This is a genomic window from Pseudomonas sp. HP_12 (assembly GCF_055283955.1).
Window position 1 is genome coordinate 268,365 of the sequence record NZ_JBTOQG010000023.1, and the last position, 16,095, is coordinate 284,459.

At 60.5% G+C, this 16,095-nt stretch carries 15 protein-coding genes; 9 read left to right on the forward strand and 6 right to left on the reverse strand.

Annotation, left to right across the window (positions count from 1 at the left end):
• Positions 1-161: 161 nt before the first annotated feature.
• From ACYASU_RS16540 to ACYASU_RS16550, 3 genes are all read right to left on the reverse strand, one after another.
• Positions 162-740, reverse strand: a complete 579-nt coding sequence (locus ACYASU_RS16540; RefSeq protein ID WP_346630809.1) for a cob(I)yrinic acid a,c-diamide adenosyltransferase — start codon at positions 738-740, stop codon at positions 162-164.
• A gap of 4 nt (positions 741-744) precedes the next feature.
• Complete coding sequence (locus ACYASU_RS16545; protein WP_463583402.1) at positions 745-2,793, reverse strand: sensor histidine kinase; 2,049 nt, start codon at positions 2,791-2,793, stop codon at positions 745-747.
• A gap of 62 nt (positions 2,794-2,855) precedes the next feature.
• Positions 2,856-3,776 (reverse strand): putative 2-dehydropantoate 2-reductase, encoded by a 921-nt coding sequence (locus ACYASU_RS16550; protein ID WP_463583403.1) that lies wholly within the window; start codon positions 3,774-3,776, stop codon positions 2,856-2,858.
• A gap of 172 nt (positions 3,777-3,948) precedes the next feature.
• Here ACYASU_RS16550 and ACYASU_RS16555 point away from each other — a divergent pair, with 172 nt between their 5' ends.
• Together ACYASU_RS16555 and ACYASU_RS16560 are read left to right on the forward strand one after the other, a co-directional pair.
• Positions 3,949-4,434 carry a YajQ family cyclic di-GMP-binding protein gene (locus tag ACYASU_RS16555; RefSeq protein ID WP_065992166.1) on the forward strand — a complete coding sequence of 162 codons (486 nt, stop codon included), beginning with the start codon at positions 3,949-3,951 and terminating at the stop codon, positions 4,432-4,434.
• Between the two features lie 151 nt (positions 4,435-4,585).
• Positions 4,586-5,434, forward strand: coding sequence for a mechanosensitive ion channel family protein (locus ACYASU_RS16560; protein WP_133772600.1), 849 nt, complete (start codon positions 4,586-4,588; stop codon positions 5,432-5,434).
• A 176-nt stretch (positions 5,435-5,610) separates the two neighbouring features.
• Here the strand turns inward: ACYASU_RS16560 and ACYASU_RS16565 are convergent, their stop codons facing one another.
• Complete coding sequence (locus ACYASU_RS16565) at positions 5,611-7,176, reverse strand: AmpG family muropeptide MFS transporter (protein ID WP_346627057.1); 1,566 nt, start codon at positions 7,174-7,176, stop codon at positions 5,611-5,613.
• 42 nt (positions 7,177-7,218) lie between these two features.
• Positions 7,219-7,587, reverse strand: coding sequence for an MGMT family protein (locus ACYASU_RS16570; RefSeq protein ID WP_192171745.1), 369 nt, complete (start codon positions 7,585-7,587; stop codon positions 7,219-7,221).
• Between the two features lie 160 nt (positions 7,588-7,747).
• Between ACYASU_RS16570 and ACYASU_RS16575 the strand changes: the two genes are divergently transcribed.
• From ACYASU_RS16575 to groL, 5 genes are all read left to right on the forward strand, one after another.
• Complete coding sequence (locus ACYASU_RS16575) at positions 7,748-8,755, forward strand: DUF481 domain-containing protein (RefSeq protein ID WP_346627058.1); 1,008 nt, start codon at positions 7,748-7,750, stop codon at positions 8,753-8,755.
• Between the two features lie 221 nt (positions 8,756-8,976).
• Positions 8,977-9,708 carry a HugZ family pyridoxamine 5'-phosphate oxidase gene (locus ACYASU_RS16580; protein ID WP_463583404.1) on the forward strand — a complete coding sequence of 244 codons (732 nt, stop codon included), beginning with the start codon at positions 8,977-8,979 and terminating at the stop codon, positions 9,706-9,708.
• Between the two features lie 66 nt (positions 9,709-9,774).
• Positions 9,775-10,281: an FxsA family protein gene (locus ACYASU_RS16585; RefSeq protein WP_346630805.1), complete on the forward strand. Its 507-nt coding sequence runs from the start codon at positions 9,775-9,777 to the stop codon at positions 10,279-10,281.
• A gap of 253 nt (positions 10,282-10,534) precedes the next feature.
• Positions 10,535-10,828, forward strand: coding sequence for a co-chaperone GroES (locus ACYASU_RS16590; RefSeq protein ID WP_065992178.1), 294 nt, complete (start codon positions 10,535-10,537; stop codon positions 10,826-10,828).
• 49 nt (positions 10,829-10,877) lie between these two features.
• On the forward strand, positions 10,878-12,521 hold the full coding sequence (gene groL, locus ACYASU_RS16595) for a chaperonin GroEL (protein ID WP_133772246.1): 1,644 nt from the start codon (positions 10,878-10,880) through the stop codon (positions 12,519-12,521).
• 525 nt (positions 12,522-13,046) lie between these two features.
• Here the strand turns inward: groL and ACYASU_RS16600 are convergent.
• Positions 13,047-13,790 carry a phosphatase PAP2 family protein gene (locus ACYASU_RS16600; RefSeq protein WP_463583405.1) on the reverse strand — a complete coding sequence of 248 codons (744 nt, stop codon included), beginning with the start codon at positions 13,788-13,790 and terminating at the stop codon, positions 13,047-13,049.
• 234 nt (positions 13,791-14,024) lie between these two features.
• On the opposite strand from ACYASU_RS16600, the gene colR reads away from it, so the two are divergent.
• Together colR and ACYASU_RS16610 are read left to right on the forward strand one after the other, a co-directional pair.
• Positions 14,025-14,708, forward strand: coding sequence for a two-component system response regulator ColR (colR, locus tag ACYASU_RS16605; RefSeq protein ID WP_037014624.1), 684 nt, complete (start codon positions 14,025-14,027; stop codon positions 14,706-14,708).
• On the forward strand, positions 14,698-16,020 hold the full coding sequence (locus ACYASU_RS16610) for a sensor histidine kinase (protein ID WP_423572345.1): 1,323 nt from the start codon (positions 14,698-14,700) through the stop codon (positions 16,018-16,020). The genes colR and ACYASU_RS16610 overlap by 11 nt, the downstream gene beginning before the upstream one ends.
• The last annotated feature ends 75 nt before the right edge of the window (positions 16,021-16,095 follow it).

A 16,095-nucleotide genomic window follows, 5' to 3' on the forward strand; every position in this document is an offset into this window, starting at 1 on the left:
CTCGCGAAGAGGTCTGTACATCCACTGGATCTCTAGTGGCTGAAATGCAGTCTTCGTGAGCAAGGTGGAGCGCCACCCCGGTTACTCCCACAGGTTCCGCGCTTGCTAGCTGATTTGCGGCGTATCAGCAGCGCAGCACAGTCAGCCTAATCCCTACCCAGTCACTGCGGCTTCTTCGCAGGCTCCCACAAAATCTCCGCTACACCCTCACGCCGGGCAATGATCCGTGCCGCGACAAACAGCAAATCCGACAGCCGATTGATGTACGCCAGACCAACCCCGGCCAGTGGCTCGACCGCGTTCAGGTGCTGGCAACGCCGCTCCGCCGTACGCGCCAGGCTCCGGCAAACGTGGGCTTGGGCGATCAGCGTCGAGCCGCCCGGCAGGATGAAGTTCTCCAGCGGCCCCAGCTCCTCATTCCAGTGATCGATGGCCGTTTCCAGGCGCTCGATCTCCGCCGCATTCAGCGCCTTGTATTCCGGCATCGCCAGCTCGCCGCCCAGGTCGAACAACCGATGCTGACACGGCGCCAACACGTCGATGACTTCCTGCAACGCCGGATGAATCGAGACTGCCGCCGAAAGGCCGGCCAGCAATACGCCGACCTGACTGTTCAGTGAGTCGACTTCCCCGATGGCCTCGACCCGCGGGTGATCCTTCGGCACTCGGCGACCATCGCCCAGGCCCGTTTCGCCGGTGTCACCCGTGCGCGTGTAAATTTTCGACAAGCGAAATCCCATGGCTCTACTCCCGGTCGTTCTGACCAATGACCTGTGGTGCAGGCATATCTATCGAATTGTCCACCAGCGGCAGGCGCAAGGTGAAACAGGTGCCCTGGCCGAGGGTGGAATGCACTTCCATCTGGCCTTTGTGGTTGTTGGTGATGATGAAATACGACACCGACAGCCCGAGGCCCGTGCCCTGGCCGATCTCTTTGGTGGTGAAAAACGGCTCGAAGGTGCGCTTGCGCACGCTCTCGGACATGCCGATGCCGTTGTCCTCGACCTGGATTTCCGCCCAGGGCGGGTTCAGGCGTGTGCGCAAAATGATGCGCCCCGGCTCGCTGGCGTTCTCGCGCTGGTGAATAGCCTGAGCGGCGTTCTTCAGCAGGTTGAGCAGCACTTGCTCCAGTTCGTTGGCCGTCGCAGGCACCGGGCCCAGAGCAGGATCGAACTGGCGAATGATGTTCTGGCCCTTGAAGTCAAAGCCGATGGTCAGGTCGAAGTCGTTGCTGGCAATCTCCACGGCCTGATCAATCAGTGCCGGCAGATCACAGGGCGCCAACTGCCGGTTGCTGCGTCGGCTGAAGCTGAGCATGTGGCTGACGATCTTCGCCGCCCGCGCCCCGGCTGACTGAATGCCGTCCAGCAACTGCGGCACTTCCCGGGCGATCAAGTATTGATTGACCGCCGCCAGCTCGATGCCCTCCTGCTGGGCCTGCTCCAGGTTCTTGGGCAGGTCGGGCGACAGCCGACGGCGGATGTTCTGCACGTTGTGCATGATCGCGCCGAGGGGGTTGTTGATTTCATGGGCCATGCCTGCGGCCAGGCCACCCACCGAGAGCATCTTCTCGGACTGGACCATCATTTCCTCCAGCGACAGGCGCTGGGTGATGTCATCGATGCGGATCACCGCGCCACGGCCGGCATCGCCGGTCAGAGGGTAGAAGGTGAGGGCGTAATGACGCGACTCTTCGCCCTTGACCCAGGTGACACGCTCAATCTTGGTGACGGTGTGACGCTCGACGGTCTGTTTGATCTGCGGCAAGAAGGCGCGCATCGGCGGGAACGCCGAGTAGATGGGCTGGTTCAGCGCCTCGTCCAGTGGGGTACCGGACAGGGCGCCGGCTTCCTGATTCCACTGGGTGACGTACAGCTGCTCGTCCAGGGCGATCAGCGCCGACGGCATGGAGTCGATGATGCTGTTGAGGTAGTTCTGAAACCCCGTGAGCTTCTTCTCGATCTTGCTGCGCACCTGCACTTCCAGCTCCAGCTTGCGGTTGGTGTGACGGGTTTCCTCCGCCAGACCCTGCGCCTGATCGTAGGCTTCCTGGGACTCATCGCGTGCGCGTCTGAGCTGCTGCTCACGGGCTTCCATGCGCGAGAGCATGGTGTTGAACGCCTCGGCGAGCGACCCGATTTCGTCCTTGTTACCGGGCGTCGCCCGCAGCGCGTAGTTTTCCTCGCGGGTGACCCGCCGGGACAAATCTTCAAGCTGGTAGATCGGTTCAGTGATGAAGCGCCGAATCTGCCGGGCCACACCGGCCCAGAGCAGGATGCTGAAAATCAGAATGCCGATACTGGCGGTCAGCGTGCCGGTGTAGAACGCCGTCGGCAATTCGCTGCTGGCGACCAGCAAAAGATGCCCCGGCGCTTGCCCTGCTTTGGGAATGGGGATGACCTGAGTGTTGCGAAACTCGGTAATGCGCCAGCTCTCCAGATCGCGGTAATGGTCGGGCATGCGCAATTTGTCGCCCTGCTGCATCTGCGCCAGACGCGTACCGCTGCTGTCGTAAACAGCCGCCGCCCGCAACGGGCCGTAATTCTTCAGTTCCTTCAGCAGCGCCTGGGCGTTGTAGGTCAAGGATAAGGCTTGCTCGGACAGCCCCGGATTGCTGATCAGTCGACCGATCGTTTGCAACGCCTGGGGCGCCATCGCTTCCTGAGAGATGTAGTAGGCGGCGCTGATGAAGGTCAGGTTGGCGACCACCAGCACGGTGGTGAGCAATACCAGCAAGGCGGCCAGAAGTTTTTGACCGACCGGCAGGTTTTCGAGGCGCTGGCGCAATGGCATGGGGCAGGTCACCGGAAGGAGGAGCGGGCAGGTTAGCGCTGTTCCGCCCGTGAGCAAACCCGTCAGTCGCTGGGCAGACCTCGGGCGTTGAGGTGTTCGATCAGGCGCAGGCGCAACAGGTTCAGTGTGGGTGCCGGGCAATCAAGGGCCGCCGCCGTGGCGCAGACATGCCCGAGCAGGTAGCGGATCTCGGTGCGGCGGCCTTGGGCGACATCCTGATACATCGAGGAATAATTCGCAGCGGTGGCAGCAATCACCTGTTGCACTTGATCCAGCAACCCCTCAGCCGCGCCGGGCTGACCGCAGCAGTGCAGCACATGGCCGAGCTCGGCACACAGCGCCGTCACTTCCTCGGCATGAGCCTGCAGCTCGCCGTTGCGGCATTGGTGCAAGACGGTCAGCGGGTTGATGGCGCAGTTGAGCGAGAGCTTGCGCCAGAGGCGTTCGGCGATGTCAGCGGTCCACTGATGGGGGATGCCCGCTTGCTTGAGTTCCTCCAGCCAGGCCGGCGCCGCGCCTTGCTGCGTGTCGCCCAGCCAGTTGAAACCCTGTCCGGCGAACACCACGCTCCCGTCTTCATGGCGGTAGGCGCCTTCGGTGCTGGAGACAAAGATGCAGCGTGCCTCAGGAATCACGGCGGCCACGGCGTCCTGGCTGCCCAGCCCGTTTTGCAGCAGGAGCACCTCGGCCCTGTCGGTCAGGCGATGGGCGACGGCTGCAACCGCATGTTCAGCGTCGTAGGCCTTGCATGCCACCAGCAGGCGCTGGATGGGCTCGCCTGCGTTGAGCGTCTGTGCCGGGATAGCAAACGTCTGGCGCTGACCGTTTTCGTTGAGCGTCAGACCGGCTTGGGTGTTGTAGGCCGCAAGTCGAGCCTCGTCGCGCACGATCAGGCGCACCGGCAGATCCGCCCGGGCCAGTCGCGTGGCCCACAGACTGCCCAAGCTGCCCGCGCCCAGCACATGCCAGCAAACGCGACTCAAAAGAAATCACGCCCGATGACGAAGATCTCGGTGCGCAAGGAAAACCAAATCAACATCGCAGGCTCACATGAACGTGGGAAAAGTCTCGTTATAATGACCGGGCTTTCATACCGTCAAGTCAGGCGTGCTCCATCCACATGTCGAGCCGCGCCGTATCAATTGGAGAATCTAAATGCCCTCGTTCGACGTAGTGTCTGAACTGGATAAACACGAAGTCACGAATGCCGTCGACAACGCGATCAAAGAGCTGGACCGCCGCTACGACCTCAAAGGCAAAGGCAGCTTCGAGTTCACGGAAAAAGACCTGCTGATCAAGATGACCGCCGAAGAAGGTTTTCAGCTCGAAGCGATGATCGAGATCCTCAAGCTGGCCCTGGTCAAGCGCAAGATCGACGTGCAGTGCCTGGAGCTGAAGGACCCCTTCGCGTCCGGCAAGGTCATGAAACAGGAGGCCACGCTCAAGGAAGGCATCGACAAGGAGCTGGCGAAGAAGATCGTCGCTCACATCAAGGAAGCCAAGCTCAAGGTTCAGGCTGCGATTCAGGGCGAGCAAGTGCGCGTCACCGGCAAGAAGCGTGACGACCTGCAAGAGGCGATCGCTGCGCTGCGTGGTCACGAGTTCGGCATGCCGCTGCAATTCAACAACTTCCGCGACTGATTCCCCCGCGATTTGCCCTGCGATTTCATGTTGGCTCAGGAACCCGAGGGGTTCCTGTGCGTCCGAATGCAGGTCTGGCTGAAATAACGAGCCCACTTGGCGCCGTTGCTTCAGCCTTCCATGTCGCGACCCCGAGGAGAAATAGATGGACTTGGATTTAAACGGCCAGGTAGACCATCTGGTGAAAGCGTCTCAGGCCTGGATCCCGATGGTCATGCAATACGGCAGCAAAGTGCTGCTGGCAGTGGTCGTCCTGCTGGTCGGCTGGTGGCTGATCAATAGACTGACGTCCCGAGTGGGCGCGCTGTTGGCGCTGCGCCACGTCGACCTGGCGTTGCAGGGCTTCATCAGCAGCATCACCAACATCATTCTGAAGATTCTGCTGATTGTCAGCGTTGCCTCGATGATCGGGGTTGAAACCACCTCATTCGTGGCCGCGATCGGTGCGGCGGGTCTGGCCATCGGCCTGGCGTTGCAGGGCAGCCTGGCGAACTTTGCCGGCGGCGTGTTGATTCTGCTGTTCCGTCCGTTCCGCATTGGCGACTGGATCGAAGCGCAAGGTGTGTCGGGCACCGTGGACGGGATTCAGATCTTCCACACCGTGCTGCGCACCGGCGACAACAAGACGGTGATCCTGCCCAACGGCAACCTGTCCAACGGCATCATCACCAACACCAACCGTCAGCCGACGCGCAAGATCACCTTCGACGTGGGCATCGATTACGACGCCGACCTGAAGCAGGCGCTGCAAGTGCTGATGGACATGGCGGATGATCCGCGCATCTTGCAGGATCCGGCGCCACAGGCGGTGGTCGCGGCATTGGGCGACAGCTCGATTACCGTGTCCCTGCGTGTGTGGACCAAGACCGGTGACTTCGGTGACGTGTCGAACCGCTTCAACGCTGAAATCCGCGACCGCCTGCGCGCGGCCAACATCGATATCCCGTTCCCGCAGCGGGTGATTCGTGTGGTGCAGGATGAGCAGCCCGCAAAGGCGTAACGCTCGATCGCAGAAACCAAAAAGCCCCGACTCGTGAGAGTGCGGGGCTTTTTGTTGAGTGGGAAAGGCTATCTGGCGATGGACCTCGCTGCTTTGTACGCGCTCACTCTCGTTCAAACGTCGCGCTGTCGTGCATAAACGCGGTCCCACAGGATAGGGTTCGCCAGCGAATCTTTTTACAGAACCGAATCCGCAGGCTTGGTTTGCTCTTCGGGTTCGGCCGCTTCTTCCCGCGCTTCTCGCCGTGCTTCCTGCGCCCAGTGCAGGGCGATCATGAACAACGTCGGCACGCCCATCAGCGCGGTCGCCAGGAAGAAGTTGTGGTACCCCAGCTTCTCCACCATGACCCCGGAGTAGCCACCGATCAGGCGCGGCAACAGCAGCATGATCGAGCTGAGCAGCGCGTACTGAGTGGCCGAGAACTTGAGGTTGGTCAGGCTCGACAGGTAGGCCACGAACGCCGACGTCGCGAGGCCCGAGCTGAAGTTGTCCAGCGAGATCGTCACGATCAGCATCTTCAGGTTCGGGCCCATGTCGGCCAGCATCAGGAACAGCAGGTTGGTCGCCGCCGAGGTCACGCCGCCGATGAACAGGATCGGCAGAATGCCAAAGCGCACGATCGCCAGACCGCCAAACGCCGCGCCGGCCAGCGTCATCACCAGCCCGAAGATCTTGCTGACACTGGCAATCTGATCCTTGGTGAACCCCTGGTCGATGTAGAACACGTTCGCCATGACGCCCATGACCGTGTCGGACATGCGATAGGTGGCGATCAGCCCCAGCAGCAGAAAGGCCTGCCAGCGATAACGCAGGATGAAATCGTTGATCGGCGTCAGCACCGGCGCCAGACCGCGGCGGCCCATGGACGACAGGCAGGCCACGGTCAGCAGCGTGTAGAGGATCGCGCGCAGAAAGGCGCGGTCTTCCATCAGCAGGTCTTTCCAGGTGGTGCCCTGAAACAGCACGCTGGCGAAATCGGTGTTGTACAGCTGGGTGAACATCGCCGGCACCGAGACCAGCAGAATGATCAGCACGAACACCGAGGCCAGTTGATGGGCAAAGCCGTAGCGCACGGCCGAGAGCTGGGTGCGGATCGGCACGGACGGTTCACGCATGATCAGGCTGGTGATCAGCGCAGGCACCATAAGCAAGCCGAACAGCACGTAGGTGCCGGCCCAGGCCGAGTGCTTGTAGGCAAAGCCGGTCGAACCGAAGCCTTCGGCGAAGTACAACGCGCCGGCAGTGGCGAGGAGGGCGGCGACGCGATAGCCGGCCATGTAGCTGGCGGCGAGGGTCGCTTGCTGGCTGTCGCTGGCGATTTCCAGGCGGTAGGCGTCGATGGCGATGTCTTGCGTTGCGGAGGAGAACGCGACCAGCACGGCAATCGCGATCAGCCACGACAGATGCTGCTGCGGGTCACAGAACCCCATGCCGATCAGCCCCAGGGTCACCAGCGATTGCGAAAGCACCAGCCACGAGCGGCGTCGGCCGAGCCGGCCCAGCAACGGCAGGCTCCATTGATCGAGCAGCGGCGACCAGACCCACTTAAAGGCATAGGCCAGGCCAATCAGGCTGGCGTAGCCAATGGTTTCACGCGCAACGCCGGCTTCGCGCAGCCAGACAGACAGCGTTGAGAACACCAACATGTAGGGCATGCCCGCGGCAAAGCCGAGCAACAGGAGCACAAACGTAGAGGGGCTGGCATATGCGGCGAGCGCGGCGCGCCAGGTTTTGCGGGGCATGGGCTGGAATCTGCCTCAGGTTACGTAAACAAAGCGCGCACTCTAACCGTTGTGCTCTGTCGGGCGCCAGCCATGACGCTGCATATCCACACGATTGTTACGGATGGTCACGCCCTCGGCCCGCAAGCGCGCCCGTTGCTCCTCGCCCGACACGGTTCCGGGGGCCAGGCTGATGCGCCCGCCGGCGCCAATCACGCGATGCCAGGGCAGGCTGCTGCCGTCCGGCAACTGGCTCAACGCTCTGCCAACGAAACGCGCCGCTCGTCCCAAACCGGCCAGCTCGGCCAACTGACCGTAACTGACCACCTTGCCTTCCGGCACTTGATGCAGTGTGAGGTATAACGCCGTGCGCCGTGCCTCAGCGGGAGAGAGGCCGGCAGGGTCGTTTTGAGCCGATGATTGTTCGATCACGCATTCGTTCCTGTAAAAGGGATGAACGGGAATTTTCGATAAGGAACTAGGGAAACTTCCTACTGTCAGTGTTACCTGTGTCGGCGGTCTGCCGATTGCCAACCCGTTATCTATCCGGATAATGCCCGATTCTCCGCGAACCAGAGCCTTGTCGTTGCTTATGTTGTCCAGAACCCTGTTGTGCGTTGCTGTTGCTACTGCTTCTACCCCATTGCTCGCCGACACCGTCTGGTTGAAAAACGGCGACAAGATGACCGGGACTATCAAGTTCTTCGACGGCGGCAAGCTGCTGATCAATACCAAATATGCAGGCGACGTCCCGCTGGACTGGAAGGAAATCAAGACGCTGGAAAGTGACCAGCACCTTTTGGTAAAGCAGGACGCCACCACTGGCGAAGTGTCCAAGTCGTTGCAGCCGGCCGAAGATGGCAAGGTCACGCTGGCCAATGGCGATGCGCCGAAGACGGTTGAACTGGCGAGCATCCAGCAGATCATCAAGCCCAAGCCGGTGGTCACCGATCTGGTCTGGAAGGGCAACGTCGATGCTGCGCTGGACTTCCAGCGCGCCGAGAACGACACCGACGATTACAACATCGCCTTCAAGACCTCCGCGACCCATGGCCAGTGGCGCCACAACGCCAAGGGCGAGTACAACCGCGAATCGCAGGACAACCTGACCACTACCAATAACTGGGACGCCGAATACTCGGTCGACCGGTTCTTCACGGACAAGTGGTTCTGGGACGGTCGTATCACCTACAAGCGTGACACCATTGAAGACCTGGCCCGTCAGCGCACCGTGGGTACCGGTCCGGGCTACCAGTTCTGGGACGACGAACTGGGCGCATTCAAAATCGGCGCGCTGCTTAACCGCACCGATTTCGAATATTCCAACGGCGAGAAGGACAACTTCTATTCCGTGTCCGGCACCTGGGACTACAACCGTTACCTGATCGGCAAGAAGGTCGAGTTCTTCACCAACGGTGAAGTCGGCAAGCCTATCAGCGGCGTGGCTGACTACAGCCTCGAGACAGAAGTGGGCCTGCGCTACAAAGTCACCGAATGGGCGTCGCTCAACCTCAAGGCCGAGAAAGACATCATCAGCGGCTCCGACAACGGCGACCTGGACAAGACCCGCTACACCGCCGGTTTTGGTGTTTCCTGGTAAAACAGCCTTATCAATGCCTGAGCGTGCGCAGATCACGACCTGATCTGCGTACGTTGGCTTGTTTCATTTTCAAGCGTTTTCTTTTTACGCGAATCCTCCGCGAAATCGTCACCCCCGCTCAATCTGGCACCTTCCGGCGATAACGATTATCGTGGGGCCTGCGTCGCCGTCTGCTGCTTCGCGTCCTTCGATGCCTTCGTTTTACTGTTCAGGAGCCCCACATGAGCGCCAGTGCCAACCGGCAAGCCCGTACCTTGCTGCTCAAGGAATACCGCGGCGTGTTATCGACCCATTCTAAGTCGATGCCCGGTTACCCGTTTGGCTCGGTGGTGCCTTATTGCCTGGACGACCAGGGCCGTCCGTTGATCCTCATCAGCCGCATCGCGCAGCACACCCACAATCTGCAGCTCGACGCCAAGTGTTCCTTGCTTGTGGGCGAGCGCGGCGCCGAGGATGTGCAAGCGGTGGGGCGCGTCACGCTGATGGCCGAAGCCGAGAAGATCAGCGACGAGGCGCAGATTGAAGCGGCCGCTCAGCGTTACTACCGTTATTTTCCTGAATCCGAGAGTTACCACAGCGCTCACGATTTTGATTTCTGGGTGCTGAAGCCGGTGCGCTACCGGTTTATCGGCGGGTTTGGCGCGATCCACTGGCTGGACGACGCGGCATTGGCCAATCCCTTCGCCGGGGCTACGGAGATCAGCATGGTCGAGCACATGAATGCTGATCACGCCAAGGCCATCGCCCACTACGTCGAGCTGGCCGGTTTGCCACAGACCGAGCCCGCCACGCTGGTGGGCATCGACAGCGAGGGCATGCACCTGCGCGTGGGCCAAAGTCTGCACTGGTTGGCTTTCCCGGAGCCCTGTAATACGCCGATACACGTCCGCCAGGCCTTGGTTCACCTGGCTCACGCTGAAAAATGGCCCACACTTGAACAGGCCGAGGCTTGAATTAACGACTTTGCGACGTCACGTAAGGTCTACTGGAAGCCTTCTTCCGTCTAGGAACTCACTTTGATGCGCGTTTTTCTTCTGCTTTTATTGCTTTTTCCGGTGCTCGAGCTGTTCGTGCTGGTGAAAGTCGGGATGTCGATCGGCTTTCTGCCGACCTTCCTGCTGGTCGTTGCCGGGTCGATGCTCGGTGTTTTCGTGGTGCGGATCGCCGGTGTCGCCACAGCGTTGAGTGCCCGGCAGAGTCTGGCCCGTGGCGAGCTCCCTGCCCAGCAGATGCTCGACGGTTTGATGATGACCATCGGCGGCGGTTTGCTGGTGCTGCCGGGTTTTATCAGCGACGTGCTGGGCCTGCTGTTTCTCATGCCGTTCACCCGTCGCATGATCGTCGGCAAGGTGCGTAACCGCGCCGAGGCTCAGGCCGCGCGCCAGCGTGCGTTTGCCGAGAACATGCATGCGGCGAATTCGCCAGGCTCTATGCACCCCGGTGCTGCCCGTCCTGAAGCTCGTCGCCCTGAAGTCATTGAGGGTGAAGTGATCGAAGGCGAGTTCGAACCCCTCGATAAAAAGTGATTCAACGTCACCACGACACGGCACCTGCGGGTGCCGTGTTCGTTTTCGCGACCGCCATTCATGCAAAAAATTTCTCGGGTCAGCCTTGAAATCGGCTTGTTCGCCCTTATGTATGGGTCACCGCAAGGTTTCTGACGCGTTTCGTCAGACCGTATTCTGCGGTTCGCTCGCGAACCGTAACCGGCAAGCCCGGATGTTTTAACCCGCCGGTGTCCGCACCGGGCGTTTAAAAACCATAATTAGGAGATCGACAATGAAGCTTCGTCCTCTGCATGACCGCGTCGTAATCCGTCGCAGCGAAGAAGAAACAAAAACTGCTGGCGGTATCGTGCTGCCTGGTTCGGCTGCTGAAAAACCTAACCGTGGCGAAATCATCGCCGTCGGCAACGGTCGCATCCTGGACAACGGTGAAGTACGCGCGCTGGCCGTGAAAGTGGGTGACAAAGTGGTGTTCGGCCCTTACTCCGGCAGCAACACTGTGAAAGTAGACGGCGAAGACCTGCTGGTGATGAGCGAGAACGAAATTCTCGCGGTCGTCGAAGGCTGAGTTGATACCCCATTTCCCGTTACTACAAAGTATTTAAGGAATAACGATCATGGCTGCTAAAGAAGTTAAATTCGGCGATGCTGGCCGTAAAAAAATGCTGGCTGGTGTCAACGTCCTGGCCGACGCAGTAAAAGCAACCCTGGGCCCGAAAGGCCGTAATGTCATCATCGAAAAAAGCTTCGGCGCTCCGCTGATCACCAAAGACGGTGTGTCCGTAGCCAAAGAAATCGAGCTGAAAGACCGTTTCGAAAACATGGGCGCGCAGCTGGTCAAAGACGTTGCCTCCCGTGCAAACGATGACGCTGGCGACGGTACCACCACTGCTACCGTTCTGGCCCAGGCCATCGTCAACGAAGGCCTGAAAGCCGTCGCTGCCGGCATGAACCCGATGGACCTGAAGCGCGGCATCGACAAGGCGACCATCGCCATTGTTGCCGAGCTGAAGAAGCTGTCCAAGCCTTGCACCGACACCAAGGCAATCGCCCAGGTTGGTACCATCTCGGCCAACTCGGACAATTCCATCGGCGACATCATTGCCGAAGCCATGGAAAAAGTGACCAAAGACGGCGTTATCACCGTTGAAGAAGGTTCGGGTCTGGAAAACGAGCTGTCTGTTGTTGAAGGCATGCAGTTTGACCGTGGCTACCTGTCCCCGTACTTCATCAACAAGCCGGACACCATGGTGGCCGAGCTGGACAGCCCGCTGTTGCTGCTGGTTGACAAGAAGATCTCCAACATCCGCGAAATGCTGCCAGTTCTGGAAGCCGTTGCGAAAGCTGGCCGTCCTCTGCTGATCGTGGCTGAAGACGTTGAAGGCGAAGCGCTGGCGACGCTGGTCGTGAACAACATGCGTGGCATCGTCAAAGTTGCAGCGGTCAAAGCCCCAGGCTTTGGCGACCGTCGCAAGGCCATGCTGCAGGACATCGCTGTTCTGACTGGCGGTACCGTTATCTCGGAAGAGATCGGCCTGAGCCTGGAAACCGCTACCCTGGAACACCTGGGTAATGCCAAGCGCGTTATCTTGAACAAAGAAAACACCACCATCATCGACGGTGCTGGCGTTCGTGCCGACATCGACGGTCGTATCGCGCAGATCCGTCAGCAGATCGGCGACACGTCTTCGGACTACGACAAAGAGAAGCTGCAAGAGCGTCTGGCCAAGCTGTCGGGCGGCGTTGCGGTAATCAAGGTCGGTGCCGGTTCCGAAGTTGAAATGAAAGAGAAGAAAGCCCGCGTTGAAGACGCCCTGCACGCAACCCGTGCAGCCGTTGAAGAAGGCGTGGTGCCTGGCGGTGGTGTTGCTCTGGTTCGTTCGCTGCAGGCGATTTCCGAACTGCGTGGCGACAACGCTGATCAGGACGTCGGTATCGCACTGCTGCGTCGTGCGGTTGAAGCGCCTCTGCGTCAGATCGTTGCGAACTCGGGCGACGAGCCTAGCGTTGTGGTCGACAAGGTCAAGCAGGGTACTGGTAACTACGGTTACAACGCTGCGAGCGGCGAGTACGGCGACATGATCGAGATGGGTATTCTCGATCCGGCCAAGGTGACGCGTTCTGCTCTGCAGGCTGCTTCGTCGATCGCCAGTCTGATGATCACCACTGAGGCGATGATTGCTGATGTGGCTGATGAGAAGGCTGCTGGTGGCGGTATGCCTGATATGGGCGGCATGGGTGGTATGGGCGGCATGATGTAAGCCAGCCGTACCCCGATGTAGAAAAAACCCCGCTTCGGCGGGGTTTTTTTATGGGCTTTTTTTGGGGCTTGGTGGGGGGCATATCCATTATTTGTGGTGTGGCTGATTCACCTTTCCGCCCTTACGGCGGGTCACTTTTTCCAAGAGCCGAAAAAGTAACCAAAAAGGCCCTGCTCCTGGTTTGGCCCCTCCTGCGTCGGGGTTCCTTCACTCCGGTCTCGCTCCGTGGGCCCGCGCCGAACGGGCATCCATGCCCTGACGGCGCTCTCGCCGCATCCATGCGGCTCGGCCCACTCCGCGAGACCTGCGTTCAGCCTGCACCCAAGTCGCGTTTTGTGTCGTCTGGGCTTTTTGTGTACGAAGATCAAAAGCAGATCAAAGGCAGATGCAGATCAAGGGCTTCCCGGCTAGGCACAGAAGATTTTCGCGGAGGTTGCAGGGGACTGATTTATTTACAGCGCTTCACCGTAAATCAATCTGTCCCCGGTCTAGCCATGATCCCGAAACTACTTCGTCGGTCTAGCCTCATCCTGATACTGCTTCTCCATTCACCACCACGTCCTCCTTCTTGGCCGGTCGGTACAGCACAAAGTAATACGCCCCCAAACACAGCAGCCAGCAGAACACCGCTGTCCAGATGTTGTGGGAGAAGAAGTGCGCGCCCTGGAGCATTCGTCCGACGGAGAAGACGGTGCCCAGGCCCGCCGCGAAGATCAGGCCGGCTTTGGCCAAGCGGGGTTTGCGGTCGCGGAAGACGAAGAACAGGGCGAACAGTGTGAAGCCGGTGGCTGCGTGACCGCCGGGCCAGCAGCGGCCGGGTTTGTCGGTTTGCGGGCGGGGGCTGAGGAGTTCGCTGTAGGTTTCCTGGCCGCCGAATTCTTTCAGGCTCCACGGGCATTGCACCGATGTCACGACTTTCACCGGCGTAACAAAGCTGGTGGATAACGCCATCGACAGCACCATGCAGCCCAATTCGCGTTTCCACGGCTTCAGCACGTTGACGAAGAACGAGGCGATGAAGCTCACGAAGGACAACACGCCGATGGCGATGACGGCTTGTTTGGCGCGGTCGTGCAGGACGTCTTCGAGAAAGAAGCTGTGCCGACCGATGAACTCGCCCGCTACGGGGTCGTAGGCCAGCTTGGCGATGTCCATGTCCAGCGAAGTCAGTTCCAGCAAGATCAGAACGATGGCGGTCACGGCCGGGATGCCCAGATAAACCCAGAAGTTGATCGGGCGTGAGGCGGGCCGTTCGAGTGCGTGTGACATGGCGAATCCCGTGTAATGGGCGAGGGGGAGCGGGGGTTTATTGAGCCAGAGCGGTGCGAAGTCTGAGCAGAACGCTGTCGCGGCGCCGTGAACCGCGAGTGAAAAAAACGTTATGCACGGAGGTGCTGGCCCTTGAGCGCGCATCGCCGTAAGCTGCCGCCAACTCTGACCTTGTTGAACGGCCTCTCGCGCCGTGTCCCGGGTCTCGCCACACCGCATAGGGAGACACGCGCCATGAGAATTCTGCTGGTTGAAGACAACCGCGACATCCTGGCAAACCTCGCCGATTACCTCGGTTTAAAGGGTTACACCGTCGATTGTGCCCAAGACGGCCTGTCCGGTCTGCACCTGGCGGCGACCGAGCATTACGACCTGATCGTGCTCGACATCATGCTGCCCGGCATCGACGGTTACACCCTGTGCAAGCGCCTGCGTGAAGACGCGCGCCGCGACACGCCGGTGATCATGCTCACCGCCCGCGACCAGCTCGACGACCGCCTGCAGGGTTTCCGCTCCGGCGCCGACGACTACCTGCTCAAGCCGTTCGCGCTGTCGGAACTGGCGGCGCGCATCGAGGCTGTATTGCGTCGTGCGCAGGGTGGCGGGAGGCGTACCCTGCAGGTCGCCGATCTGATCTACGACCTGGACACCCTGGAAGTGACTCGCGAAGGGCGTCTGCTCAAACTCAACCCGGTGGGCCTGAAATTGCTGGCGGTGTTGATGCAGAAGAGCCCTCACGTCCTGCGTCGTGAAGTCCTGGAAGAAGCCCTGTGGGGCGATGACTGCCCGGACAGCGACAGCCTGCGCAGCCATGTTCACCAATTGCGCCAGGTCATCGACAAGCCGTTCGCCAAGCCGCTGTTGCAGACCGTCCACGGTGTCGGGTACCGCCTCGCCGAGGGGCGTGATGGAGTTTAAGCAGAGCCTCGCCCAACGGATCATCATCGCGTTCGCCTTGATGAGCGCGCTGGTTGCCGGGTGCTTCGCGATGGGCATCGTCGCGACGGTGCACCTGGTCGAAGAGAAGCTGATTTCGGCTGGACTGGGCGGCGACCTGACGCGTCTGCTGCTGATGGACAGCGTCAACGACTGGAGCCATCGCCCCGAGCCGGATCAGCTGTTTTACTTCAGCGGCGGCCCGGGGGATTTCGAGCTGCCGAAGGATTTGCGTCATCTGGAACCGGGCTTTCATGAGGTGTTTCGCGGGCCGTTGTCCTACCACGCCATGGTTGAGGTCGTAGACGGCCGTCACTATGTGCTGCTTCAGGACCAAAGCGATTTCGAAGAGCGTGAGCGCGTGCTGTTCGCCGTCGTGCTGGTGGGCTTTGTGCTGGCGCTGGCGCTGGCGATCTTCCTCGGCTGGATATTGGCGCGCCGGGTGATGGCGCCGGTTGTGCGGCTGGCGCGGCAGGTGCGTCATCGCGATCAGTTGCTCGGCCTCGCCCCGCCTCTCGCCCCCGATTACGCCGCCGACGAAGTGGGTGAGCTGGCGGTGGCCTTCGACGCCACGCTGGGCCGCCTGCGCGATGCCCTGACCCGTGAGCGGATGTTCACCAGCGACGTCAGCCACGAACTGCGCACGCCGTTGATGGTGCTGGCCAGTTCCTGTGAGCTGCTGCTGGAGAACCCGGCGCTGGATCAGCGCGCCCGTGCCCAGGTTGAGCGCGTGGCGCGGGCGTGCGAAGAAATGCGCGATCTGGTGCAGACCTTCCTGATGCTGGCCCGCACCCAGCGCGATGACCTCGCCCTGTACCCGCAACTGACCCTGCAAGGCGCCGCCCAGCAACTGATCAGCCTGTGGCGCGAACCGATCGAACGCAAAGGCCTGACCCTGGAATACCTGCCCGGCGAGCCCTCCGATACTGCTTACAACGCCACCTTCCTCTATGCCGTGATGGGTAACTTGTTGCGCAACGCGTTGCACTACACCGACACCGGCTTCATCCGCCTGACCCTGCGAGAAGGCGGGTTCATGGTGGAGGATTCCGGCGTGGGGATACCGGAAGAAAAACGTGAGGCGATGTTTCAGCCATTTGTGCGCGGTACCGAGCAACGCGGCGAAGGTTTGGGTCTGGGACTGTCATTGGTGCAGCGTATCTGCGAGAACCAGGGGTGGTCCGTCAGCCTGGACACCATGGAGCCAAATGGCTGCCGGTTCAGCGTGGACATGGGTTTGCGCCCTGGCAAAGACTCCGCTCGGTTGCCGTCGACAAATGTACAGCCTGTGTAAAGGTGCTAAAACAGACCGGGATATGGCCGTATGCTGGCCCTAAGTCGCTGAATAATCTCGTAACATTTGTTCACT